A 24873-nucleotide genomic window follows, 5' to 3' on the forward strand; every position below is an offset into this window, starting at 1 on the left:
GATGCGCGCCTATGACGCTGCGCTGTTCGGCGGAGCGGTCGGGATCGGCGCGCGCCCGGCGGTCGTGGTCGTCGACCTCGTCGCCGGGTTCACCGACCCGGCCTACCCGCCCGGCGCGGACCTCGACGAGGTTGTCGCCGCGACGCGCTCGTTGCTCGACCGGGCGCGCGCGACGGCGCTGCCGGTCGTCTTCACGACGATCGCGTTCGCCGAGGACGGTGCGGAAGGGCGGGTGTGGCGGCAGAAGATGCCCGCTCTCGACTGTCTGGTCGAGGGTTCGGCGGCCGTCGCAGTGGACGAACGGCTGGCTCGGCGGCCGGAGGAGCCGCTGGTCGTGAAGCGCACCGCGTCGGCCTTCGGCGGGACCGGGCTGGCCGCGCTGCTGGTGTCGCTGGGCGCGGACAGCGTGATCGTCGCCGGTGCGACCACGTCCGGTTGCGTGCGGGCGACGGTGGTCGACGCGTGCATGGCCGGGTACCGCACGGTGGTGCCGCGCGAGTGCGTCGGCGACCGGCACGCCGGTGCGCACGAAGCGAATCTGTTTGACCTGCAAGCGAAATACGCCGACGTGGTCGCGCTCGCGGACCTCTGCGACCGGTTGGAGGCGGCCTGATGCGGGCAGGGATCTATCCGGGCATCGAGCCTCGCCTGGTCGTCGGCGCTTCGGCGACGCGACGGCTGAGCGCGACCGAGGAACCGGACGCCTATACCGCGGTCGACCCCGCGAAGGTGCTGGACGAGCTCGTGCGCGCCAGGCTGCGCGGCCGGGGCGGGGCCGGGTTTCCGGCCGCGGTGAAGTGGCGGACGGTCGCGGCGGCGGACCGATGCGTCGTCGTGGCCAATGGAGAAGAGGGCGAACCCGCGTCGTTCAAGGACCGCTGGCTGCTCACCCATCGGCCGCACGCGGTGCTGGACGGCCTGCTTGTCGCTGCGGACGTAGTCGGCGCGCACCGGGCGATCATCTACTTGGCGCATCCTGAGACTGTCGAAGCCGTCCGCGGCGCGCTGGCGGAGCTGCCGCCCGGCGTCGCTGCCCGGGTGGAGATCTTCGTGGTCGATCACCGGTACGTGGCGGGCGAGGAGAGCGCGGTCGTCCGGGCGATCAACGGCGGACCGGCCTTGCCGACAGCCAAACCGCCGCGGGTCTTCGAAGCGGGTGTCGACGGACTGTCCACTTTGGTCAGCAATGTCGAAACGCTCGTCCACGCCGCCTGGATCGCCCGCCACGGTGCCGGTGCGTTCCGCCGGTACGGCACCGAATCGTCGCCCGGGACCGCCTTGATCACGTTGACTGATGCGGACGGAAACGCTGGGGTGTACGAGGTTCCGTTCGGTCCGACGCTGCGTGAGCTGTTCGACGAATGCGCCGGTATCGATCCGTCCGACGCGCCAGGGCTGCTGATGGGCGGATGGTTCGCCGGTATCGCCCGCCCCGAAGACGTGCTCGACACGCCGTGGTGTTTCGACGCGCTGGCCGAGGCGAAGACCGCCGTTGGTTGCGGCTCGGTGACCGTGCTGGGTGCCGACGAACGGGTCGGCGCGGTCGCCGCTCGCCTGGCCCGTTGGTACGCGAAGGAGTCCTCGCAACAGTGCGGCGTGTGCCGCAAGGGCACGGACGCGATCGCGGCGGCGCTCGTGCGGATCGACAACCACGCACCGGAAGCAGCCGACCTCGGCAACCTGCGGCGGTGGGGGACCAGCCTGCGCGGGAAGGGAGCGTGCGCGTTCCTGGACGGGGCCGCCAACCTCGCCCGCACCAGTCTCCCGCTGCTCGAAGTCCCGGTTTCCCCGTCTATTTCCGGAAGGGCCACCTGATGAAAGCGTTCCTCGATTCGACAAAGTGCTCCGGTTACGGCGCGTGTGCCGAAGCCTGCCCGTCCGTGTTCGAGGTCGACGAGTTCGGCTTCGGCGCGGTGATCGGCGACGGCACGGTGCCCGCCGGGGACGAGGACCAGGCTCGTGCTGCTGTGGCGGCGTGCCCCGAGGCCGCGATCCGGGTCGAGGACTGAGCATGGATCTCGGACTGGCCGGCAAAACCGCCCTCGTCACCGCCGCTAGCAAAGGCATCGGCTACGCGGTCGCCGAGCGGCTCGTCGGCGAAGGCGCCCGCGTCGCGATCAGCTCGCGTCCGGGCCCGGCGCTCAAGGACGCGGCCGAACGGCTCAGGGCGCAGGCACCGACTCGCGTCCAGGAACTGCCCGCAGATCTCACCGAGGACGGTGCGGGCGCCGCGCTGGTCGCGGAAGCGATCGGAACGTTCGGGTCGCTCGACATCCTCGTCAGCAACACGCCGGGGCCCCAGATCAGCCCGGTGCTCGAGCTGTCCGACGAGGACTGGGAAACCGGGTACCGCACGCTGCTGCGCCCGGCCGTGCAGCTGTCCCGTGCCGCGGCACGGCACATGGCCGAGCGCGGCGACGGCAGCATCGTCTTCCTCACCTCGACCTGGGTCCGTCAGCCCGCCGCGGGCGGAGGCCTGAGCGCCGCGTTCCGGTCGGCGATCTCGTCGCTGAGCAAGCAATACGCAGTCGAACTGGCCGGCGCCGGCGTACGCGTCAACCAGGTGCTCCCCGGCGCGACGGCCACCGGCCGGATGCGCGACATCGCGGCCGCGAAGGCCGACCGCAACGGCACGACGGTCGAGGAGGAAATCGCCGAGGTCGTCTCCGCCATCCCCATCGGACGCTGGGCCGAGCCGGAGGAAGTCGCCGACGCCGTGGCGTTTCTTGCTTCGCCCCGCTCGGCGTTCACCACGGGGCACGCGTTGTCGCTGGACGGCGGCGCGGTCCGGGCCACGCTCTGAAACCACGAGTAGACAAGGAAAACACATGCCGAAAAGCCTTCGCCAGCTGTTCGTCGAACAGTTCCGGCGGTGCCGCCTGACCGCCGACGAGACCGTCGCGGTGATCAGCGAGCACGGCAAGAAGCAGGAGTACGTCGACGCCGCGGTCGGCGCGGCGCAAGACCTCGGCGCGGGCGCTCTCGTGCTGACCGCGTCGAGCCTGTCCGAGCCGACCCTGCCGCCGTACCAGGGCGACGGCCGGGAGGTCCCGGCACTGCTGGCCGCGGCCGGGGAAGCGGACTTCGTGGTCGACGTGACCGTCGGCGGGCTGATCCACTCCAGCGTCCGCACCCGGATCACCGGGAACGGCAAGCGGATGCTGTTCGTCGCCGAACCGGCCGCGGTGCTCGAACGGCTGATGGGCGACGAAGACCTGCGCGCGCGGGTGGAAGCGGGCGGGCGCAAGCTGAAGGCCGGCAAGCAGCTGCGCGTGACCAGCAAAGCGGGCACAGACCTGACCGCGGACATCAGCGGCGACGACCTTCCGGTGACGCACCAGTGGGGTTACGTGGACGAACCCGGCCGGTGGGACCACTGGCCGAGCGGGTTCGTCGCGTGCTTCCCGCGCGACCGCAGCGCGCAGGGCACCATCGTCCTGCAACCCGGCGACGCGCTGATCCCGTGGCAGCGGTACGTTCGCGACGAGGTCGCCTTCACCGTCGAGAACGGCTTCATCACCGGCATCGACGGCGGGCTCGACGCCCAGGTGCTGCGCGACTATTTCGAGGCGTGGCAGGACCCGGAGGTCTACGCGGTGTCGCACATGGGATGGGGCCTGCACCCGATCGCGAACTGGGCGGCGTTCGAGGTCTACGAACCGCGCTCGCTCTACGGCCAGGAACTGCGGTCCACGCCGGGCAACTTCATGTGGTCGACGGGCCCGAACCGGTTCGCCGGCCGGGAAACCCCGGCCCACCTGGACATCCCGATGCGCGGGTGCACGGTCGAGATCGACGGCGAAGCGATGACCGTCGACGGCGTCCTGGCGGAATCGTGAGCGCCGTGGACCGGGCCGGGCTCGAGGCGGCGATCCTGCGGCTGGCCCGCGACCGGACGCTGCTGGAGGCGTTCCAGGCGGACCCCGAAGGCGTCGCGGAATCGGTCGGCCTCGACGCGGGATGGGCCCGCAGCATCGCCGAGGGCGACCGCGACCGGCTGCGCTCGGCCGGCGTCAACGACGGGATCACGATCCTGGTCAGCCGGTGGTTCAAAGCCGACCTCGGGGACTCGGCCAGCTCCGGCGCGTTCACGCTGAGCGACGCGCCGCTGCCCGCGCCGGACGTGCCGGCTGGGCTGGTGTTCGCGGGCGGCTGCTCGCACGTGCCGGACTTGCTGGCGCGGCCGGAGATCGACCCGGCGGACGGCGTCGACCGGCTGTCGGACAGCTACGCCCGGCTCGGCAAGGCGCTCGCGGCGGCCGAACCGGACCTCCTGCTGACGACCGCGGACTGCCACTTCCAGAGCTTCGAGACCGGCGCGTTCGTCGTCGGGACGGCCGGGACTCACACCGGGTCGATGGAGTTCTTCGGCCGCCCGGACCTGGACATCGCGCTCACCGGCGAGCCCGGATTCGCCCAGCGGATCGTTTCCGCGGTGCGGGCGGCGGGTCTGGAGGTCGAACCGGCGCCGGAGGTGCAGCTCGACCACGGCCTGATCGTCCCGCTGCGCCAGGTGCTTCCCCGCCCGGACCTGCCGGTCGTGCCGATCATCACGCAGCCGGCGCGGACGTTCTCGCCGTGGGGAGCGCGCGCGTTCGGCCGGGTCCTGCGCGACGTCGTGGCCGGCAGCGGCAAACGCGTCGCGTTCCTGGCCACCGGAGGTCTTTCGCACTGGCTGGACCCGGGGCACTTCGGGCAGGTGGACGTCGAGTTCGACACCCACATCCTCCGCGCGCTCCAGGAGGGGCGGGGGCTGGAACTGGCCGACCTCGAACCGTTCGCGCTGCTCAGCCACGGGCAGTACGAGTTCCTGAACTGGCTGATCATGCTCGCGCTCGCCGGGCCGGGGATTCGCGGCGAGGTGTACGCCTACGAGCCGATGGAAGCCTCCGGCGGGGGATGGACGGTCGTCAACATGCTGCTCCCGGCCCATGACTAGCCTCCGGATCGGCCTCACGCAGTGGCACGCGACGCGCGACGTCGAACGCAATCTGGACGTCGCGTGCCGTCTCGTGGCCGACTGCGCCGCGGACGGGGCCGACCTGGTGCTGCTGCCGGAGAACGGCCTGATGCTGGGGACCAACACCGAGATGCGGGCCGCGGCGATGCGGCTCGACGGACCGGAGCTGACCCGGCTCGGCGCGGCCGCGGCGGCCGCGCGGGTCCCAGTGGTGCTCGGCGGGGCGAAGCTGGTCGGCGCCGACGGGATCGTGCGGAACACGGCGGTCGTGTTCGGTCCGGACGGGACGGTCGCCGGGGGATACGACAAGATCCATCTCTTCGACGCGAACGTCGGCGGGCAGTCGTTCGAAGCCTCCGGCGTCGAGCGAGCGGGCGACCAGCCCGTGCTGCTGCGCCTCGGCGGCGTCACGATCGGCCTCACGATCTGTTACGACGTCCGGTTTCCTGAGCTGTTCCGCGCACTCGCCGCGGCCGGGGCGGAAGTGCTGCTCGTGCCGGCCGCGTTCACCGCCGTCACCGGGGAGGCGCACTGGGAGACCCTGCTGCGGGCCAGGGCGATCGAGAACGCGGCGTTCGTGGTCGCGTCGGCGACTGTCGCGGGCGCGCCGGACGACGCGTTCCCCACCTACGGGCACGCGCTGGCGGTCGGTCCGTGGGGCGAGGTGCTCGCGGATTTGGGGACCGCACCGCTGGCCTGCCGGGTGATCGGGCTCGACCTCGCTACGGTGGCTCGAACGAGAGCGAAGCTCCCGGTGCTGCGCGGGGTCCGTCCCGGCGCCTACTCGCGGCAGCCGGTGACGATCGCCGCGAACCAAGGAGGGGAGCCATGACCGACGAGCAGACCGCCCGTGCGCCGGAGGACGAGACGGTGCGGCCGGTCGGGGAGCCGATCGGCATCGCCAACGAGTTCACCGGCGTCCGGATCCAGAAGGTCCGCACGCGCAACGGGGAACGGCTCGAGGTGACCACGCCGAAGCACGGCCACCGGGTCCTGCTCGACGCCATGCAGCTGGAGATCATCTCCACGCTCACTCCGGAGGCGTTCACCGAGTTGATCGCCCGCCGTCTCGGTTCGCACGTCGAGACCGGCGAGGGGGAGGCGCGATGACCGAGCCGAAGGTCCGGGCGGGCACCACCGTCGACGACATCTACCAGATCCTGCGCGAACGCATCATCGAAGGCACCTACGGGCCGAAGACCCGGATGTCCCAACGCGACCTCGCCGAGGACCTGGACGTCAGCCGGACCCCGTTGCGCGAGGCGCTGCGCCGGCTGGAAGCCGACGGGCTGCTCGTGTCCGAGGCCAACCGGGGCATGCAGGTGGCCCCGATCGCCAACGCCGACACCGAGCAGCACTACGCGATGCGGCTGCTGGTCGAGCCCCCGGTGATCGCCGCACTCGTCGACGAGTTCACCGAGGCGGACCTCGAAGCGATGCGCGAGGTCCTCGACCGGATGTCCGCGGTCGTCGACCGCACGCGGGAGTTCCAGGAAGCCCACCGGCACTTCCACGACGTGGCACTGGTGCGGTACCCGCCGGCGATCGCCGAACTGACCCGTTCCCTGCACATGATGATCTACCGGCACCAGCGGGCGTACTTCTCGCGCCCCCGTGCGCCCGAGGAGATCCTGCGCACCGACGCGGCCTTCCTGGCCGCGATCGCCGCCCGCGATTCCGGCCTGGTGCGCCAGCTCCTCGAATTCCACCTGCTCGACGCCGCGCTGGGGCTCGTGCTCGACATCGACCCGGACCACCGGTTCGACGCCGTGCTGCTCGCGCTGCGCGGCCAGGGCATCACCCTCGACCACGACGAGAAGGGCCGCGTCGCGCGGCCCGCCCGCGTCGGCTGGGTGCGGCTGGACGCCGCGCGGATGCCCGCGATCACCACCACGAACCTCGTGTACGAGCCGAGGTCGGAGACCTAGCCCTGAGAGAGGCCCCTGTGACCTTCCCCCTTTCCGCGCCCGCCGCGCACCGGGTCGGCCTGATCGTGCCGAGTTCCAACACGACCATGGAGACCGAGATCCCGGCGATGCTGCGCGCCCGCGAAGCGAGGCGGCCCGACCGGTTCACGTTCCACTCCAGCCGGATGCGCATGCAGCACGTGACCCCGGCCGAGCTGAAGGCGATGGACGACGATTCGCTGCGCTGCGCGGTCGAACTCGGCGACGCGGACGTCGACGTGATGGCCTACGCCTGCCTGGTCGCGATCATGGCGCAAGGCCCCGGCTACCACCGCGAGTCCGAGTCGCGGCTCGCCGGGTGCGCCCGGGCGCGGACCGTGTCGGATGTCCCGGTGCTGTCCTCGGCCGGAGCCTTGATCAGCGCGTTGCGACACGTCGGCGCACGCCGCATCTCGGTGATCACGCCGTATGTCGAGCCGCTGACCAAGCTGGTCTGCGATTACATCGAGGCCGAGGACATCGCGGTGCACGACTCGATCTCGCTCGGCGTGCCGGACAATCTGAAGGTCGGCCGGCTCGATCCGGCGCGGCTGCTCGACTTGGCGGCCGAAGTGGACACCCGCGGCGTGGACGCACTGGTGCTGAGCGCATGCGTCCAGATGCCTTCGCTGCCCGCGATCCAGCCGGTGCAGGACCGGTTCGACATCCCGGTGCTGTCGGCCTCGACGGCCACGGTATGGCAGACGTTGACGACTCTCGGCCTCGAACCGGTGGTCCCGGACGCGGGCCTGCTGCTGGCGGGAGCGTGACGGAAATGGGCTTGCTGGAAGGGAAAACGGTCGTTTTCACCGGAGCGGGCGCGGGGATCGGCCGGGAGGTCGTGCGGCATTTCGTCGGCGAAGGCGCCCGGGTGGTCGCTGTCGACCTGTCCTCGGCGGTGAACGGGCTGCCGGACGAACTCGGCGACGCGGTGCTGCCGATCGTCGGCGACGTCCGCGATCCCGCGGTCAATCAGTCCGCTGTGGACGCTGCCGTCTCGACGTGGGGAAAGCTCGACGTGTTCGCGGGCAATGCCGGGGTATACGACGGAGCCAAGCCGCTGGAAGAGATCGAGCTGGACACACTGCCCGCTGCGTTCGGCGAGATGATGGGCGTCAACGTGCTCGCACCGCTGCTGGGCGTGCGAGCGGCCCTGCCGCACCTCCTCGCTGCGCGGGGTTGCGTGATTCTCACCGGTTCCTTCGCGACGTACCACGCTTCCGGCGGCGGAGCGCTGTACACCGCGTCGAAGCACGCGGTCCTTGGCTTGGTTCGGCAACTGGCGTACGAGTTCGCGCCGGACGTCCGGGTCAACGGTGTCGCGCCGGGCGTCGCTCCGACCAAGCTGCGCGGAATCACCGCGCTGGGCCAGGAACCGGCTGATTCGGTGTTGGACGGGACAGCGGCCGCGCTGCCGATGCAGGAAGTGCCCGCGCTGAGCGACTTCAACGGAGTCTTCACGCTGCTGGCTTCGGACCAGTCGCGGGCGATGACGGGCACGATGGTGCCGGTGGACAGCGGACTGGGGGTGCGCGGGCTGGCGCGGCCGGGCGGTCGCGTGGGTCGCTGACCCGGGACAGAAAGGGGCCCGGCGGGTGTCCGCCGGGCCCCTTTCTTGTTTGTCTCAGCGGCGCCGGCGCAGAACTGCGATCAGCAGCAGCGCGATCACCAGCACGCCCGCCGCGGCGGCGTTGCGCTTGATCACCGGGCTGGTCAGCGCGAGCAGATCGAGAGCGTCGTCGTTCTCCGGCAACGGTTCCGGCTGCGTGTCTGGAGGCGTGTCCGGGGGCGAGACCGGGGCGGCCATCCGGGCGGAGAGGTTCTGGGCGAACTGGGCGATGATCTTGCCGCTGATGTCCTCGATCGCTCCGCGTCCGAACTGGGCGGGTTTCCCGGTGATCGTCAAATCGGTGCGGACCGTCGCGGCTGTCGAGCTGCCGTCGGCTTCGAGCCGGCAGGTGACGGTCGCCGCGGCGGTCCCGCCGCCGCGGCGTTCCTTGCCCGCGGCTTCGATGACGACTCGGTGCGCGTCCGGGTCCTGTTCGACGAACCGGCCCTGCCCGCCGTAGGACAGCTGGATGGCGCCGATCTTCACCTTGACGGTCGCGGCGAACGTCTCGCCGTCGTAGGAGGTCAGCGTCGCGCCCGGAAGGCAGCCGGCGACCTGGTCGACATCGAGCAGCGCGGCCCAGGCCTGCTCGATCGGCGCCGGCACGCGGAAGGTGTGCTGGAGTTCCATGGTTCCCTTCGGTCAGCGGGTGAGCTTCGCGTCGTCCAGCCAGGACCAGACGCGCGACGGGTGCAGGGGAGTGGTGGTGATCTGCTCGGCGATCTCCGGCACGGCGGCGGCCACGGCGTTGCCGATCGCGGCGGGCGGCGGGATCGTGCCGCTCTCGCCGAGGCCCTTGAACCCGCCGGGAATCAGGTCGCTCGCAGTTTCGACGTGCTCCAGCACGACGTCGGGGACGTCCTCGGACAGCGGGACGAGGTAGTCGAGGTAGGTGGTGGCGGTCGGCTGGCCGTTGGGGTCGTAGGTGACCTGCTCGTGCAACGCGCTGCCCAGTCCCATCGTGAACCCGCCGAGCATCTGGCCCTCGGCGATGGCCGGGTTCACGAGGACGCCGGAGTCGTGGACGATCCAGTAGTCCTCGACCTTCACCTGCCCGGTGTCGAGGTCGACCGCGACCTGAGCGCCGTGCGTCGCGTACCCGAAAGTGATGCTCGCCGGGTCGAATTCGACGGTCTCTTCGAGCCGGATGGCCGTCGAGTCGCCGCGGCCCCAGCCCAGCCAGCCGCGGTGGGCGACTTCGCGCCACGGCATGGAGGCGCCGCCCTCGGCATGGAATGTGTCGCCGTCGAGGCGCACCTGGTCGGGGCCGACGTCGAGGTACGCGGCGGCGAGCGCGCGCATCCGTTTCGCGAGCTTGTCCGCGGCGTCCCAGAGCGCGCCGCCGGCGAGGGCGAGCGCCCGGCTCGCCTGGGAACCGATGTTCGAGTAGGGCGTGACCGCCGTGTCGCCGAGCCGCACGCGAATCCAGTCGCAGGGCACGCCCAGCCGCTCGGCGGCGACCTGGGTCAGGGCGGTTTCGATGCCCTGGCCGACGCTCGTCACGCCGGAGAAGACCGTGACGGTGCCGTCCTCGTTGACCCGGATCGTCGAGGTTTCGTAGCCGCTCCAATGGATGTGGAACATCTCCAGCAGCGCGCTCGGCGCGAACGCGGTGATCTCGACCATCGACGCCAGCCCGATGCCGCGGCGGACCCGGTCGGTCGAAGGCTTCCGCTTCTGCTCGGCGATCGCCGCCGCGCGGGCGAGGACGTCGGGATAGTCGCCGTTGTCGAACGGCACCCCGGTGTGCGTGAGATGGGGGAGCGCGTCGGACGGAAGCATGTTCTTGCGCCGCAACGCGATCGGATCGACGCCGAGCACCCGGGCGGCTTCGTCGACAAGCCGCTCGCGGATCCAGGTGCCTTCCTGCATGCCGTAGCCGCGGAAGGCAGCGGTGGGCGTGGCGTTCGTGTACCAGCCGGTGACGGTCGCGCCGGCTTTGTCGTAACGGTACGGGCCTTCAATCATCAGCGCGGCCACTTGGAACGGTCCGGTGCCGCCGGTGCCGGAACTGCAGAACGCTCCGGCGTCGCCGTGGAGGTCGGCGTGGATCGCGAGGAACCGGCCGTCGGCGTCGAGGGCGAGCCGGGAGCGGGAGAACGTGCCGCGGCCCTGGTACGCGGCGACCAGCGCTTCGGTCCGGTCTTCGATCCATTTCACCTTGCGCCCCAGCAGTTTCGCCGCGAGACACACGATCGCCTCGTCCGGTGCCAGCGACGCTTTCTGCCCGAACGAGCCGCCGACGTCCGGCGCGACGACGCGTACCTGGTCCTGGCGCAGTCGCAGGGCCTGTGCGAGTTCCTGCCGGACGAGGTGCGGCACCTGCGTGCTGCTCACGACGAGAAGTTCGCGCGTGGCCTTGGTGTACTCGGCGACCAGCCCGCGCGGTTCCATCGGGCTGTGGCTGATCCGCGGCACGACGAGATCGCGTTCGATCACGTGCGCCGCGCTCGCGAAGACCTCCTCGAGTTCCTCGATAGCGGTGCCGAAGTGGAAGCTGCCGATCTGGTTGCTGCCGGTCTCCGGGTAGAGCAGCGTCGCGTCCGCGGCCCGGGCGCCCGCGATCCCGACGACGGCCGGCTTCTCGGTGAAGTCCATCTCCACCAGCTCGGCCGCGTCCTCGGCCACCGCCCGGCTGGTCGCGACGACGACACCGAGGGGCTGCCCGACGAACCGGACCGTGGCGTCGATGGCTTGCCAGGCCGGAATCTGCTGTCCGTAAAGGAGCCAGCTCAGCGGGACGTCGTCTACCAGCGGTGCGATGTCGTCCGGTCCGAGCACCAGGGCGACTCCGTCCACGGCCCTCGCTTCGGTCGCGTCGAAGCGGGTCAGTTCTCCCATCGCGATCGGGCTGCGGACGAGCGCGGCGTGCAGCACGCCGGTCTCGTCCAGGTCGTCCACGTAGTGCCCGTCGCCCGCGAGAAGACGGTCGTCCTGGACCCGGGCCATGCGGGTGCCGATGTGGCTGGTCATGCGCGCGTCGCTCCTTCGCTCCAGCAGCTGCGGATCGCCGAACGGATCCCGACGTATCCGGTGCAGCGGCACACATGCCCGCCCAGCACCTCGGTCTCGGCCTCTTCCGCGGTCTTCCCGTGCCGTCCGGCGGCCGTCACGCTCATCAGGATTCCGGGGGTGCAGAATCCGCACTGCAGGCCGTGTTCGTCTTTCATCGCCTGCTGGAACGGCGACAGCTCCCCGGCCCGGGCCAGTGCTTCGACCGTCTCGACCTGCCGTCCGTCGGCCTGGACGGCGAACATCAGGCACGACCGGATCGGCTCGCCGTCGACCAGCACGGTGCAGGCACCGCAGACGCCCTGCTCGCAGCCGACGTGGGTCCCGGTGAGGCCGAGGCCGTGCCGCAGGAAGTCGCTCAGCAGCGTGCGGACCGGCACTTCCGCGGTCGTCTCGGCGCCGTTGACCACTGCGGTCACGGTGCGGGTTTCCTCGCTCATGCGGCTACCTCCTGGAGGCGCCCGGCCTGTCGCCGGACAAGGGTGCGGATCAGGCCTCGGCGGAACGCGGCGGAGCCGTGGTTGTCCGACGGCGGGTCGATCTCGGCGGACGCGGCCTCCGCGGCTTGCTCGATCGCCGGGCTGGACAACGGGTTGCCGGTCAGCGCCGCTTCGCACCCGGGCAGCCGGACCGGACGGTCGGCGACGCCCGCCGCCGACGCCCGCGCCGCCGTGACGATCCCGTTTTCCGTTCGCACAGCCAGGAACAGCCCGGCGAACGGGAAATCCCCGTGCCGACGGGAAATCTCGGAGTACCCGATCCGGTGTCCCGGCAGCCGCGGGAAATCGGCCGCGACCAGAAGCTCGTCGGGCTCTTTGCTGGTCATGAAGACCGACTCGAAGAAGTCCTCCGCCGCCACGACCCGGGTGCCGCGGGCGCGGGAGGCCAGGTGCAGTCGCGCGCCGAGGCCGACCGCGAGCGTGGGGAACTCAGCGGCCGGATCGGCGTGGCACAGCGTGCCACCGATGGTGGTGCGGTTGCGGATCTGAGGATGCGCGACGTGCCTCGCGGCCTCGCCCAGCACCGGCAGCGCCTCGCCCAGCCGGGCGTCGTGTTCCACCGCGGCGAGCCGGACAGTGGCCCCGAGCGAGACGACGTCGTCGCCGATCACGATGCGGTTCAACTCGGCGATCCTGTTGATGTCCAGAAGGACGGACGGCCGCGCGAAGCGCATGTTCACCAGCGGCACCAGGCTCTGCCCGCCGGCCAGGACCGCCATGTCCTCGCCGTGCTCGGCCAGCAGATCCAGTGCGTCGTCGACGGTTTCCGGCGCCCGATACGACAGCGGCGGCGGTTTCATGATCCCTCCCAGGAGATCGCAGCGGCCCGGCCCGGCCCCTCGGGACGAGGTGGACTCAAAAGTGTATCCACTTATGAATGCACAGAACTTAAGCACTGTGCGGCCGGTCACGTCAAGAGGGGTGCCGACTGGCGGCCGAGGCGCTCGGTGCGCAGGCTGGTCAGGGCGAGCCGCGGTCGCGACCGACTGGTGCGGGAACGACTCGGTCGCTTCCTCGCTTTTCGAACAGATCGCCCGCGACCGGCATCCGGAACTGTTCCACATTGGACGGACGCTGCGGAACCGTCCGGCCCGGCTGCTCCGCCGCCGTGAACAACAGCGCTTCCGCCGGACCTCTCGTCAACGCCGCCGGCGCAGTGCGCCGAGCGCTGCCGCCGCGGCCACGATCACCACCGCGGGCAAGGCGATCTTCTTGAGCAGCACCGGAAGAACCGCCGCTCCGACGTCGACGGCGTCCGGTGCCGACTCCGGAGCGATAGTGCCGGCCGAGTTGAGCGTCTCTTCGAGCCGGGAGGTGAACTGCTGGATGATCCGGTCGCCGACCTCGGCCAGGATTCCTCGGCCGAATTGGGCCGGGCGGCCGGTGAGGTCGAGTTCGGTGTGCACCAGGACCCGGGTGCCGGCCGGGTCTGCGGTCAGCGTGGCGGACACGGTGGCCGCGGCCGTGCCGCCGCCTCGGCTTTCGCGGCCGGCGAGATCGAGCAGCATGGTCCGAGCGGCCTCGTCGCGGGTGACCGTGCCCGCGCCTTGGTAGCTCATCCGCACCGCTCCGACCTTGACCATGACGCGTCCGGAGAACGAGGTCCCGTCGACGTGGTCGAGGACGGCGCCGGGCAGGCAGGGCGCCACCCGTTCGAGGTCGAGGAACAGCCGCCAAGCCACGTCGGGGACGGCGGAGACGGTGAACGTGTGGTCGAGTTCCATGGTGGTCTTCCTGGTCTGGGGGGGGCTCAGGCGGACCGCAGCAGGTCGCGGATCCGGCTCGGGGACAGCGGGCCGCGACGGATCACCACGCCGTGCGGGCGCAGGGCGTCTTCGATCGCGTTCGCGAGGACGGCCTGCGGTGCGATCGCTCCGCCTTCGCCCAGGCCCTTGACGCCGAGGTCGTTCATCGGGCTGGGGGTGTGGAGTTCGTCGAGGTCCAGGTCGGGGATCTCGGCGGAGGTCGGAACGAGGTAGTCGAGGTAGGTCGCGGTGCGCGGCTGGCCGTCCGGCCCGTAGATCATCTCCTCGTACAGGGCGCCGCCGATGCCTTGCGCGACGCCGCCGGTCACCTGGCCCTCGGCGATCGCCGGATTGACGATGGTCCCCGCGTCGTGGACGACCACGTACTTCCGGATCTCCACCTGGCCGGTCCGTTCGTCCACCTCGACGAGAGCCGCGTGCGTGCCGCTCGCGACGGCGAACCCCGGTGGGCGGAAGTGGACAGTCTCGGATAGTTCGGCGGGACCTTCCCCGAGAAGCGGGGTGCCAGCGGCCAGTTCCGCGAGAGTCAGCGACGGGCCGGCGGGAGTGCCTCGCACGGTGAACACTCCGTCCGTGAGGTCGAGGTCCGCCACAGAGACCTCGAGCCGCTGGGCCGCGGCTGTCAATGCCTTGTCCCGCACGAGTTTTCCGGCCCGATGGGTGGCGTTGCCGGCGTTCACGAGCGCTCGGCTGGCAATGGTGCCGACCCCGAAGGGCGTCGCCGCCGTGTCGCCGCCGACGACGTCGATCAGGCCGGGCGGCACGCCGAGCGCGTCCGCGGCGATCTGGGCCATCGACGTGCGGTGGCCCTGGCCCTGCGACGGAGTGCCGATCGCCAGCTTGACCCGTCCGGCAGGCGTGACCTCGATCCGTGCCGTTTCGAACGGCCCCAGCCCGGTGGCCTCGATGTACATCGCGAACCCGACGCCGACGCGTTTCCCGCCGGCCGCGCCGCGCTGGCGTTCGCGGACGGCGGGCAGATCGATCTTCGCGACAGCGCGCCGCAGCAGTTCGGGGAAATCGCCGGAGTCGTAGACCTGCGGTGTGCCGGACCGGTCGACCAGCCCGGTGCGGTAGGGCATTTCGCCGGGCGGGATGAGGTTTCGCGCGCGGAGTTCGGCGGGTTCGAGGCCGAGCGCGACGGCGAGCCGGTCCATCGCCCGTTCCATCGCGAACACCGCCTCCGGCCGGCCCGCGCCGCGGTAGGGGGTCGAGAACGTCGTGTTCGTCAGGACACCCGCGACGTCGAGGTCGACGGCGGGCACCCGGTACGGGCCGAGCAGATGGCACAGCGAGTTGTACGGCACGACCAGGCCGGTCATGTTGTAGGCACCGAAGTTGACGGTGATCTTGTCGCGCACGGCCAGCAGCCGTCCGTCCGCGTCGGCGGCGAGTTCGATGCGGTGGATTTGCTCGCGGGCGTGCGACGACGCGGTCAGGTTCTCGTTGCGGTCCTCGCGCCAGCGGATCGCGCGGCCGAGCCGCCGCGCGGCATGCGGGACGATCAGCTCCTCGACGTAAAGGATGCCCTTCTGCCCGAAGCCGCCGCCGACGTCTACGGCGAGGACCCGCACGTCTTGCGGATCCAGTTCGAGCGTCCGCGCGATCGAATCGCGGAGCCGGTGCGGTGTCTGGGTGCCCGACCAGACAGTCAGCTCCCCTCGGTACGGATCGACGTGTGCGGCGACGGCCCGGGTTTCGATCGGCGACGCGACGTAGCGGTGGGCGTGGAACTCCTCGCGGATCACAGTGTGCGCGTCGCGGAAGACTGCGTCGGGATCGCCAACGCGAGTTCTGGCCGCGACGGCGACGTTGTCCGGGAGTTCGTCGTGAATCCTTGGCGCGTCCGGTTTTCGGGCCTCGTCCGGGTCGACCACGACGGGCAGCGGCTCGTACCGCACGGCGATCAGTTCGAGCGCGTCCTCGGCGAGGTAGCGGTTCTCGGCGAACACGACAGCCACCGGCTGCCCGACGTACGCGACTTTTTCGGTCGCGAGCAACGGCATCGGCGTCATCCGCACGAGCGGGTCGACCAGGTCGGCCAGGCCGGGCGGCGTCCGCAGTTCTTCCCGGTTGAGCAACGGCGCGAGGCCGGCCAGATCGTCGCCGGTCCAGACCGCTGCGACGCCGGGCGCGGACAGCGCTGCCGACACGTCGACGGAAACGATCCGCGCGTGTGCTTCGGGGCTGCGCAGGAACGCTGCCTCCAGCGCGTTCGGCAGCTCGAGGTCGTCGACGTAGCGGCCTTGTCCGCGCAGCAGCCGATCGTCCTCGACGCGGGGCAGCGAACGGCCGATCCAGTCCGTCATCGCGGGGACTCCTCTCCGAACTGCGCGTCGAGGGCCTGAGTGACGGCGCGCCGGATATTGCGGTAGCCGGTGCAGCGGCACAGGTGCCCGGTGAGCGCGTCGGCGACTTCCTTTGCGGACGGACGAGCGCCGGCCTCGGTCAGCGCGGTCGCGGTCATGAGGAAACCCGGTGTGCAGTACCCGCATTGCATTCCGTGGCGTTCGTGGAAGGCCTGCTGGACGGGAGTGAGCGGGCCGTCGTCGGGCGCGAGGCTTTCGACGGTGCGGATGTCCGCGCCTTCGCATTGGACGGCGAAGGTCAGGCAGGAACGCACCGGTGCCCCGTCGACGAGGACGGTGCACGAGCCGCACACGCCGTGTTCGCACCCGGCGTGAGTGCCCGTCAGGCGCAGTCGATCGCGGAGGAAGTCTGAGAGCAGCAGCCGTGATTCTACTTGTGCCGTAACGGAGTTTCCGTTGACAGTCAAGGCGACGGAGTGCCAGGCGGAAGGCTCGGCCAGCGGTGGAGTGGTCATCGGGTGCGCTCCCAGGCGGTCGTGACGGCGCGGGTCAGGAGATGGGCTGCGGCTTCGCGGCGGTAGTCGGCGCTCGCGTGGACGTCGCCGGGCGGGTTCAGGTGCTCGTGGACGGCTGCCGCGGCGTCGGCGAGCGCGTCGGGATCGAGCCGGGTACCGCACAAGACGGCTTCGGCGGGCGGGAACCGGACCGGAGTCGCTCCGGCTCCGCAGAAGACGATCCGGACTGCCGAGGCCGTGTCCGCGGTCCGGTCGAGCACGACGCACACGCCGACGGTGGCGAAATCCCCGTGCCGCCGCGCGAGTTCTTCGAACGCCCAGCCCCGTCCGGCCGGCTGCGCGGGGAAGACGACCTCGGTGAGGAGTTCGTCGTCGGCGAGTGCGGTCTCGAAGGTGGCGACGAAGAACTCCGCCGCGGGAACGGTGCGGCTCCCGGTCGGTCCGGCGAGGACGAACCGAGCGTCGAGCGCGGTCGCGGCGGCGGGCAGTTCGGCGGCCGGGTCGTGGTGAGCCAGGCTGCCGCCCACCGTGCCGCGACGGCGGATCTGCGGGTGTCCGATGTGGTCGATCGCGGCCGCGAGCAACGGCCAGCCCGCGCGCAGCCCTGGATCAGCGGCGGCGGTCGCCTGCCGGACCGCGGTGCCGATCCGCAGCTCGCCTCCGGGCCTGGCGCGGTGCTCGCCGAGGCCGGGAATCCGGGTGATGTCGACCAGCAGCTCGGGGCGGGCCAGCCGCATTGACAGCATCGGGACCAGGGACTGCCCGCCGGCCAGCACTTTGGCCTCGCGGGGGTCGCCGGAGAGCAGGGCCACGGCCTCCGCGACGGTGTCCGGCGCGACGTAGTCGAAGGGGCTCGGTTTCACGCTGACCCTCTCATCCCTAAGTGATTGAGTTCTAAGATACTTACATCGAAGCGTCCGCTTGGCAAGAGCTCGGACCTTGCCGGGTCGGAGCACAATTCGCCGCATTGGCGGGGAAATGCGAGGGCTGTCGACCTGGTTACCCGGGGGCAGGTGTTGGTGCTCAGTTTGAACGGACGTTCAGAGTTAGGATGACCGGCATGAGCATCGAAGAGGTCCGGCCGTCCGTCGGGGAGAGCGCGGGCGGGCGCGGCCGGGTCCAGGACCCCGCAGCAAACCGGCGTGCCGTCCTGGACGCCGCCCGCCGGCTGTTCGCCGCGCGCGGGTACGAAGCCGCCACCCTGCGCGAAATCGCGGTTGAAGCGGGCGTGACGGCGGGTTCGGTGCTCGCGTACTTCGGGTCGAAAGACGGGCTCTTCCGCGCGGTCGTCGGCGGCGGCACGGGGATCGCCGTCGACATCGTCGGGGCGGCCGCGGACGGTCCGGAGCAGCTGCCCCGCGCGCTGGCCGAGGCTTATCTGCAACGGTGGGACCACACGCCGGCAGAGCACCCGTGGGTCGCGCTGATCCGCTCGGCGGTCACCCACGTGCCCAGCGCCGAACGGCTGCGAGTCATCCTCGAGGACCAGGTCACCGCGCCGCTGGCGGCCTTGCTCACGGGGGTGCCCGACGCGCGCGAGCGGATCGCGATCGTGCGCAGCGTGTTGTTCGGGGTGGTGATGGAGCGGTACCTGTTCGCGCACGAACCCGCGCGCTCGGTGCCGAGCGAGGTGTTCGCGCCCTACTTCGCCGAGGCGCTGTCGGCCGCGCTGGATCGCGCACACGCCCCGGCGGCGGACGCCGTTGACCACCTCCTGGCCGAGTGGCGGAGCGAATCGCCCGGCCTGGACGTGTCCGCGACGGCGGTTTTCGGGAGGCTGCATCGGTGTTCGGTCCTCTACCGCGAGTCGGTGAGCCGGATCGTCGAGGAGCACGGGATCAACCTGGCGGCGTTCGACGTGCTGACCGGCCTGCGCCGCGCGGGCGCCCCGTACCGTCGCACCATCGGCGAGATCGCCGAAGCGGCGCTGGTCAGCCCGAGCGGCGTGACCCAGCGCGCGGACCGGCTCGAACAGGCGGGCCTGATCGTGCGCGAGCGGATCGACAAGGACCGCCGGATCGTCCATCTCCGGCTGACCGAACGCGGCCTCCACCTCGTAGACCGCGTGGCGAGCGCGCATTTCCCCAGAGAGAACGAGCTTCTGGGCGAGATGAAACCCGGGGAACGGGCCGCGTTGGCCAGATTGCTGGGAACGCTGGAGAAATCCTTGTCCGCGGCGGGTGCCGAGTAACGGCCGGTCCGCAGCGGGGTCCGGACGGCGGGCAAGGTACGCGTCTTTGACCACCGGCGACGACATTTCGCGCGGCCCCTGCGGCCGGCAGTCTGTCGTTGCATGCGCTGATGGGGCGAATCAGGCGCTTGGCAACGCGTTCAGCGCGACGGCCCGAGAGAAAGGCCGGTGCCCCACTGTGCGCGGCCGTCCGGTCCCGCAGCCTCACCGATCCGGCCGTGATGGCTGATGATCGTCGTTCCATCGTTGGCCGCGTTCGGTTCCGGTTGCCGGTGCTGGCCCGGGTGCGGATGGCGGCGCAGAGCGAAGTTGGAGTTCTTAATCGGTTCGCTGTTCTTAGCCCTGCTGTGTGCCCGAGAAGTTTGTGTTGAACTCGTCGTGGCGGGGGTTGGCAGTCGTCCGTCTCGCCGTTCTCGGTGCGAGTGGGGGATGCTGGCCTTTTAACAGGTGTCGAATCGGGCGCGAAGCCGTTTCTGGACGTCGAGTGCCTCAGGTGTGTAGAACGCCTGGGGATTTTGCTCCCCGGCGGTGTCGGTGCGGTAGTGGCAGCCGGCCGCGTCGACGCTGCCGGCGAACTTCAACGCGGCGGAGTTCGCAGACTGCTCGTTGAGCTGCCAGGACACATACAGCGGGTGCGGCGGGCTCGGGCGCAGAGCCGTGATGGCGGCGGATAGGTCGGCGTAGGCCGTCTCGGGGTTGGCGATGTCGACGTCGAGGGCGGAGAGCTGGTTGCCGGCGACGCTGACGAAGCGGGGGCGGACCGGCAGGGAGGCCAGTTGTCCCCGAATCCGCTGTTCTGCGGCGGCATCGAAGGGGAAATCCACGTCCCAGTACAGCATCGACGTCGGGGGAGTGGCCGTGCCGCTCGACGGCGGTTCTACGCTGACTCGCATGGGCTTGGTGCCCAGTTGTGCTCGGACGGCGTTCAGCGTCGCTGCGTCGTCGGCGGTGTGCAGTTCCAACCGGTCCGCGGACCATTCCGCCGCGCTGTCCGCGACGGCGGTGCGGATCCCGCGGAGCGTTCGAGCGCGGTCCGCGAGCTGTGCCGGGTCGGGCGTGCCGTTCTCCCGAATCTTCATATTCGGGGCTACGACAAAGGTGGTCGTCTGCTGGTAGCCGGCGAAGTCGTTGGCCTTGAGCTGGATGAGTTTCCGGGACACGTCGGCGATCTGGTTCTCGGGTGCGGCGCTCATGGTGATCTCGAGGTCGTAGGAAGAGCCGGCCTCGTAACTGTTGTCGTAGACGGTGTAGACCTTCTCCACCCCGGGCGTCGCGCGCAGCTCAGCTTCGATCCGGTCCGCTTCCTGCTGGCGGTCGGGCAGGCCGGTGCAGCCGACCAGCACCGCCGCGGCGGTCAGGTGCACGAGCACGAGCTTGCGTCGAATCACCAGTGTCTCCCCTCGCTGTCGCCTTCACCGTAGTCGGACGGGGCGACGCACGGGTGACGACGGGACGCGATCAGCATCAGCCAGTTGCGGTCGTGACTTGCGAGCGACTCCGTTGAACTGCAGCTCGTGGTCAACCAGCGACGCGGCCTCGCCAGCCTGAGCTCCGGATAACCTCCCACCGCCTCGGCAGGGGCGATGGCAGTACGAGGCGAGTTCGACGGTCCCTTCCCTGCGAGTCCGTGTGTTGTCTGATCTGGCAACATTGCCCGGGCCCTCCGGTGTTTCTCGGACTCGACCGCGGCAGCGAGCGATCCTCTTTTCTCGAATATTTTCCGCGCCGGATGTGCACACCCGGCGGCGTCTCTTCCGGGGTGCGCACCTCATCGCGGATGCGATGTCGCGGAGAGCAACGCGCCGCGTCGGGAGGCTGCTTTCGGCCAGATCTGGGGTTAGGGATATATCCCGAGAAACTCGGCTTAGCGTGTACAGACTTTGCTCGCCAGGTGCAGGCGCCTTCAGGAGACGTCGGTTTCCGTCGCCGGCGATCTCAACTCGATCATCGGGCCGACCGGGGGAGACCAACGGTACGACAGCGAGGGGCACACAGGCTCGGCAGGCGAGGAACCCGGAGACGAACTGCCGCTCGAGGGTGAAGCGGAGCTTTCCGAGGCGGAGGTCGAGCCAGTCGACGGAGATCCGGAGCTGGGCGATTTGCCTCCCGGAACTTCGAACCGAGTCGTGTACGCGGAAGAACTCGGTCTGTTGAAGGAATGACTGAGGCGCTACTGCGCCTTTCGCCGCGCCCGTTATCGCCGCGCGGCGGGAAGCAGTCAGGACGCGCGCGGAGCAAGCTCTCGCCGACGTGCACGTCGCTGCCGGCCGTCATCCTGATGTGGCAGCCGAGTTAAGTCCTTTGCGGACGACCGCGCGGAGTTGTTCGCTCGCCGGATCTGCTTGTACGGCAGGGTGGACGAGATCGGGTCGCTCGCCGGGTCCTGCGGCGAGGGATCGAGCGGTGCGATGAACGGCAGGCGCCGCTTCGGAGATGAGGTTTCCGCATGCAGCGATCGACAGATACGTCGGCGGGACGTGTCTCTGGACGCTCGGGCGTTGACCGGGCGGTGGCCGGGCCTGGTCGCGGTTGCTCGGCAGCGGGGCTTATCGGCGGCGCTCGCCGGAGGCCGGTCCGGTGGAGTGCCGTGGGATGAGTGTGGGGGCTGCGACGAGGGTGCGGGGTGCGGTGCCGCGCGAGGCGGCGGCGAGCAGTTCGAGTGCGCCGGCGGCGATCTGTCCGAACGGGACTCGCACGGTGGTGAGCGGCACGGGGAGGCGGCGGACGATCGGGATGTCGTTGTAGCCCACGACGGACAGGTCGTCGGGCACCCGGAGCCCGAGGGCGTGCGCCGCGGCCATGACGCCGATGGCGGTGTTGTCGTTGACGGCGAAGATCGCGGTCGGCGGGGCTGCCCGGTCGAGCAGGGCTCGTCCGGCGGTCTCGCCGGACTCGATGGAGAAGGCGTTGCCGGCGACGAGGCTGTCGTCGGCGGCGATCCCCGCCCGGTCGAGAGCTTCGCGGTAGCCGGCCAGCCGCTCGAGGGCGCTGGAGGCGTAGCCCGGGCCGCCCACCAGGCCGATCCGCCGGTGGCCGAGGTCGAGCAGGTGCCGGACCGCCAGCTGCGCTCCGAGCCGGTCGTCGCCCACGGACGCGGGGCCGATCCCGTCGGTGCGCAGCGCGAGGGCGTGCGGCACGTCCTGGGCGGTCGGGGACCCCGCTCGCGCGGTGGTCAGGATCAGCCCGTCGACGCGGCGGCGCATCAGGGTTCGCACCGCGATCCGTTCGGTGTCAGGCTGGTCCTCGGTGGTGGCGACGATGGCGAACATGTCGCGGGCGCCGGCCGCGGCGGCGATTTCCTCGTACAGCATCGCCATCACGGTGTCGGTGAGCCGGGGGACGATCACTCCAAGGGTGTTGGTGCCCGACCTGCGCAGCCCGGCCGCGAGCGGGTCCTTGACGTAGCCGAGTTCGGCCGCGACCTGCCGGACGCGTTCGGCGGTCGGGCTGGTGGAGCGGGGGAGGCGCTCGTCGAGCACGCGGGACACGGTGGACTTGCTGACCCCGGCCGCGCGGGCCACGTCGAGAATCGTTACCACAGACTCAGGCTACTGGGCGGCGCGGGCGTTCCGGGTCCGCTGTTGACGGCGGGGCGGGTTTGCCGCAAGCTATGGGAACGTTCCCGGAATCGTTCCCATAGGTTCTCGACGACAGGAGTTTTCGTCATGAAGCTGGATCTCCGCGGCCTCAATCCCGCCCCGGTCACCCCGTTCACCCCGGATGGCGAGGTGGACCACGCGGCGATGGCCAAGCTCGGCGGCTGGCTGGCGAGCCACGACGGCGTCACGAGCCTGGTCATCCTCGGCCACGCGGGCGAGGGCACGTTCCTGACCCAGGAGGAGCAGGTCGCGACTATCGCCAACCTGGCCGGGGCGGTCGACCTCCCGGTGATCGCGGGCATCACCGGCGAGGGCACCGCGGTCGCGGTCGCGGAGGCCAAGCGCGCCGTCGCGGCCGGCGCGAAGGCCGGGCTGGTCTACCCGTCGCACGGCTGGCTGCGCTTCGGCTACCAGGCCGGCGCGCCGCAGGAGCGGTACCGGGCGATCTACGAGGAGACCGGGCTGCCCTGCATCCTGTTCCAGTACCCGGACAACACCAAGGCGAACTACGACCTGGACACCCAGCTGGAGATCGCGGCGCAGGACGGCGTGTTCGCCACCAAGAACGGGGTGCGCAACATGCGCCGCTGGGACACCGAGATCCCGGTGCTGCGCCGCGAGCAGCCGGACCTGCAGATCCTCTCGTGCCACGACGAGTACCTGCTGCACACCATGTTCGACGTCGACGGCCTGCTGGTCGGGTACGGCGGCCTCGCGCCGGAGCCGCTTCTGGAGCTGGTCGCCGCGGGCAAGGCCCGCGACTACCCCGCGGCCCGCGCCGTGCACGACCGCCTGCTGCCGGTCACCAAGGCGGTTTACCACCGCGGTTCCCACATGGAGGGCACAGTCGCGCTCAAGCTCGGCCTCAAGGCCCGCGGCATCCTCGAACACGCTGGAGTCCGCTCGCCGCTGATCGATCTTTCTGCCGAGGCCGAGGAAGAAATCGTGCAGGCGCTCAAGAGCGCGGAACTGGTCTGAGCGTGGCGTGCCGGCGGCGCGCCCGCGTCGCCGGCGCCACTCCCCGGCGTTCCCTCGCCGGGTCGGCGACAATGCAGTCCCCACGACTCCGCACCGCAGCGGAGGGCGAGGAAGCGAATCCATGACGACTTTCGCTGGTCGCGGTCCCGACGCGGCTGACCGGGCCAATGCCGAGCTGGTGGCCCGGCTGGAACGGATCCCGGTCACCCGCCGGATGCGGGCCATCCGGCTCATCATCGGGGCCGCCACGTTCTTCGACGCCTACACCGTGCTGGTCATCGCGTTCGCGATGCCCCAGCTCTCCGCCGAATGGCATTTGTCCGCCGCCGAGGTCGGGCTGATCCTCTCGGCCGGCTACCTCGGCCAGTTCATCGGCGCGATCCTCTTCGGCTGGCTCGCCGAGCGGATCGGCCGTTCGCGCACCCTGCTCGTCACGATCGTGCTGTTCGTGTCGATGGACGTCGCCTGCCTGTTCGCCTGGAACGGGGCCGCGATGCTGGCGTTCCGGTTCCTGCAGGGCATCGGCACCGGCGGCGAGGTGCCGGTCGCGAGCGCGTACATCAACGAGTTCGTCGGCGCCCGCAGACGCGGCCGGTTCTTCCTCGTCTACGAAGTGATCTTCCCCGTCGGCTTGCTGTTCGCCGGTTTGGCGGGCTATTTCCTGGTGCCGGAGTTCGGGTGGCGGGCGCTGTTCGTGGTCGGGCTCGTCCCCGCCGTGCTGATGATCCCGTTGCGCGCTCTGATGCCCGAATCCCCGCGATGGCTCGCCGCCACGGGCAAGTTCGAGCGGGCCGACACGGTCGTGTCGATGCTCGAACGGGAGGCGGTGAAGGAGGGCAAGCCGCTGCCCGCGCCGGTCGTCGCGCCCCCGGCGCGCCCGAGTCCAGCCGCTTCCGGCGGGTGGCGGGAGCTCTTCCGCGGCATGTACCTCAAGCGGACGCTGATGCTGTGGGCGCTGTGGATCACCGTGTACGTCGTCAACAACGGCCTCGTCACGTGGCTGCCCACCCTCTACCGGCAGGTGTTCGACCTCCCGCTCAAGACCAGCCTGCTCTACGGCTGGATCACCTCCGCGGTCGGAGTCGTCGCGTCCGTCGTCTGTGCCTTCAGCATCGACAAGGTCGGCCGGAAACGCTGGTACGCCATCGCTTTCCTGGCCACGGTCGTGCCGCTGGCGGTCCTGGCCGCGCTCGGCGCCACCTCGGCGATCCAGGTCGTCGTTCTCGCCCCGATCGCCTACGCGATTCTCCAGACCATCGCCTTCTCCCTTTACCTGTACTCGGCCGAGCTGTACCCCACCCGCCTGCGCGCGGTGGGCACCGGTTTCGGCAGCGCATGGCTCCGCGCCGCGTCGTCGGCCGGCCCCTTGCTCGTCGGCCTCGTCGTCTCCGGCCTGGGCATCCGGTGGGTCTTCGCCGCGTTCGCCGCCGTGGCACTCGTCGGCGGCGTCGTGACTGTCCGGTACGCGATCGAGACCAAAGGCCAGGT

24 protein-coding genes are annotated in these 24873 nt (G+C 70.6%); 14 read left to right on the plus strand and 10 right to left on the minus strand.

The window, feature by feature from the left end; genetic code table 11:
- Nucleotide 1: 1 nt before the first annotated feature.
- The 11 genes from L942_RS41580 to L942_RS41630 are packed head-to-tail and all read left to right on the plus strand — an operon-like array spanning nt 2 to nt 8476.
- Nucleotides 2-613 (plus strand): isochorismatase family protein, encoded by a 612-nt coding sequence (locus L942_RS41580; RefSeq protein WP_037370843.1) that lies wholly within the window; start codon nt 2-4, stop codon nt 611-613.
- Nucleotides 613-1815, plus strand: coding sequence for an NADH-ubiquinone oxidoreductase-F iron-sulfur binding region domain-containing protein (locus L942_RS41585; protein ID WP_051166603.1), 1203 nt, complete (start codon nt 613-615; stop codon nt 1813-1815). The genes L942_RS41580 and L942_RS41585 overlap by 1 nt, the downstream gene beginning before the upstream one ends.
- Nucleotides 1815-2009, plus strand: a complete 195-nt coding sequence (locus L942_RS41590; RefSeq protein ID WP_037370844.1) for a ferredoxin — start codon at nt 1815-1817, stop codon at nt 2007-2009. The genes L942_RS41585 and L942_RS41590 overlap by 1 nt, the downstream gene beginning before the upstream one ends.
- A gap of 2 nt (nt 2010-2011) precedes the next feature.
- A complete protein-coding gene (locus L942_RS41595) occupies nt 2012-2803 on the plus strand; it encodes an SDR family oxidoreductase (protein WP_037370845.1) in 792 nt (263 codons plus the stop codon).
- A 25-nt stretch (nt 2804-2828) separates the two neighbouring features.
- Nucleotides 2829-3839 (plus strand): hypothetical protein, encoded by a 1011-nt coding sequence (locus tag L942_RS41600; protein WP_037370846.1) that lies wholly within the window; start codon nt 2829-2831, stop codon nt 3837-3839.
- Complete coding sequence (locus L942_RS41605) at nt 3836-4939, plus strand: protocatechuate 3,4-dioxygenase (protein WP_081655439.1); 1104 nt, start codon at nt 3836-3838, stop codon at nt 4937-4939. Before L942_RS41600 ends, L942_RS41605 begins: the two co-directional genes overlap by 4 nt.
- Nucleotides 4932-5792: a nitrilase-related carbon-nitrogen hydrolase gene (locus tag L942_RS41610; protein WP_037370847.1), complete on the plus strand. Its 861-nt coding sequence runs from the start codon at nt 4932-4934 to the stop codon at nt 5790-5792. The genes L942_RS41605 and L942_RS41610 overlap by 8 nt, the downstream gene beginning before the upstream one ends.
- Nucleotides 5789-6070 (plus strand): hypothetical protein, encoded by a 282-nt coding sequence (locus tag L942_RS42435; RefSeq protein ID WP_051166604.1) that lies wholly within the window; start codon nt 5789-5791, stop codon nt 6068-6070. The genes L942_RS41610 and L942_RS42435 overlap by 4 nt, the downstream gene beginning before the upstream one ends.
- Nucleotides 6067-6888, plus strand: coding sequence for a GntR family transcriptional regulator (locus L942_RS41620; RefSeq protein ID WP_037370848.1), 822 nt, complete (start codon nt 6067-6069; stop codon nt 6886-6888). The genes L942_RS42435 and L942_RS41620 overlap by 4 nt, the downstream gene beginning before the upstream one ends.
- A 17-nt stretch (nt 6889-6905) precedes the next feature.
- Complete coding sequence (locus L942_RS41625; protein ID WP_037370849.1) at nt 6906-7676, plus strand: aspartate/glutamate racemase family protein; 771 nt, start codon at nt 6906-6908, stop codon at nt 7674-7676.
- Between the two features lie 5 nt (nt 7677-7681).
- The gene (locus L942_RS41630; protein ID WP_037370850.1) at nt 7682-8476 is read left to right on the plus strand and encodes an SDR family oxidoreductase; all 795 of its coding nucleotides are present in this window, start codon (nt 7682-7684) and stop codon (nt 8474-8476) included.
- 54 nt (nt 8477-8530) lie between these two features.
- Here L942_RS41630 and L942_RS41635 read toward each other — a convergent pair whose 3' ends face one another.
- The 8 genes from L942_RS41635 to L942_RS41670 all read right to left on the minus strand — a co-directional run bounded on the left by L942_RS41635 (nt 8531) and on the right by L942_RS41670 (nt 17480).
- Complete coding sequence (locus L942_RS41635) at nt 8531-9145, minus strand: SRPBCC family protein (protein ID WP_037370851.1); 615 nt, start codon at nt 9143-9145, stop codon at nt 8531-8533.
- Nucleotides 9146-9157: 12 nt separating this feature from the next.
- Nucleotides 9158-11488, minus strand: a complete 2331-nt coding sequence (locus L942_RS41640; RefSeq protein ID WP_037370852.1) for a xanthine dehydrogenase family protein molybdopterin-binding subunit — start codon at nt 11486-11488, stop codon at nt 9158-9160.
- Nucleotides 11485-11967 (minus strand): (2Fe-2S)-binding protein, encoded by a 483-nt coding sequence (locus tag L942_RS41645; RefSeq protein ID WP_037370853.1) that lies wholly within the window; start codon nt 11965-11967, stop codon nt 11485-11487. The genes L942_RS41640 and L942_RS41645 overlap by 4 nt, the downstream gene beginning before the upstream one ends.
- Complete coding sequence (locus tag L942_RS41650; protein WP_037370854.1) at nt 11964-12827, minus strand: FAD binding domain-containing protein; 864 nt, start codon at nt 12825-12827, stop codon at nt 11964-11966. Before L942_RS41650 ends, L942_RS41645 begins: the two co-directional genes overlap by 4 nt.
- A gap of 339 nt (nt 12828-13166) precedes the next feature.
- Nucleotides 13167-13751: an SRPBCC family protein gene (locus L942_RS41655; RefSeq protein WP_037370855.1), complete on the minus strand. Its 585-nt coding sequence runs from the start codon at nt 13749-13751 to the stop codon at nt 13167-13169.
- Between the two features lie 26 nt (nt 13752-13777).
- A complete protein-coding gene (locus tag L942_RS41660; RefSeq protein ID WP_037370856.1) occupies nt 13778-16102 on the minus strand; it encodes a xanthine dehydrogenase family protein molybdopterin-binding subunit in 2325 nt (774 codons plus the stop codon).
- Nucleotides 16099-16617: a (2Fe-2S)-binding protein gene (locus L942_RS41665; RefSeq protein WP_051166605.1), complete on the minus strand. Its 519-nt coding sequence runs from the start codon at nt 16615-16617 to the stop codon at nt 16099-16101. Before L942_RS41665 ends, L942_RS41660 begins: the two co-directional genes overlap by 4 nt.
- Nucleotides 16614-17480: an FAD binding domain-containing protein gene (locus L942_RS41670; protein WP_037370857.1), complete on the minus strand. Its 867-nt coding sequence runs from the start codon at nt 17478-17480 to the stop codon at nt 16614-16616. The genes L942_RS41665 and L942_RS41670 overlap by 4 nt, the downstream gene beginning before the upstream one ends.
- Before the next feature lie 197 nt (nt 17481-17677).
- Between L942_RS41670 and L942_RS43555 the strand changes: the two genes are divergently transcribed.
- Nucleotides 17678-18808 (plus strand): TetR/AcrR family transcriptional regulator, encoded by a 1131-nt coding sequence (locus L942_RS43555; protein WP_158684619.1) that lies wholly within the window; start codon nt 17678-17680, stop codon nt 18806-18808.
- 440 nt (nt 18809-19248) lie between these two features.
- Here L942_RS43555 and L942_RS41685 read toward each other — a convergent pair whose 3' ends face one another.
- Complete coding sequence (locus tag L942_RS41685) at nt 19249-20196, minus strand: hypothetical protein (RefSeq protein ID WP_037370858.1); 948 nt, start codon at nt 20194-20196, stop codon at nt 19249-19251.
- A gap of 1158 nt (nt 20197-21354) precedes the next feature.
- Nucleotides 21355-22347: a LacI family DNA-binding transcriptional regulator gene (locus L942_RS41695; protein WP_037370860.1), complete on the minus strand. Its 993-nt coding sequence runs from the start codon at nt 22345-22347 to the stop codon at nt 21355-21357.
- Nucleotides 22348-22473: 126 nt separating this feature from the next.
- Between L942_RS41695 and L942_RS41700 the strand changes: the two genes are divergently transcribed.
- Both L942_RS41700 and L942_RS41705 read left to right on the plus strand, forming a co-directional pair.
- Nucleotides 22474-23385 carry a dihydrodipicolinate synthase family protein gene (locus L942_RS41700; protein ID WP_037370861.1) on the plus strand — a complete coding sequence of 304 codons (912 nt, stop codon included), beginning with the start codon at nt 22474-22476 and terminating at the stop codon, nt 23383-23385.
- Nucleotides 23386-23506: 121 nt separating this feature from the next.
- A partial coding sequence (locus L942_RS41705; RefSeq protein ID WP_037370862.1) for an MFS transporter occupies nt 23507-24873 on the plus strand: 1367 nt, incomplete at its 3' end.

This window comes from Amycolatopsis orientalis DSM 43388, from assembly GCF_000411975.1.
GTDB lineage: Bacteria > Actinomycetota > Actinomycetes > Mycobacteriales > Pseudonocardiaceae > Amycolatopsis > Amycolatopsis orientalis_D.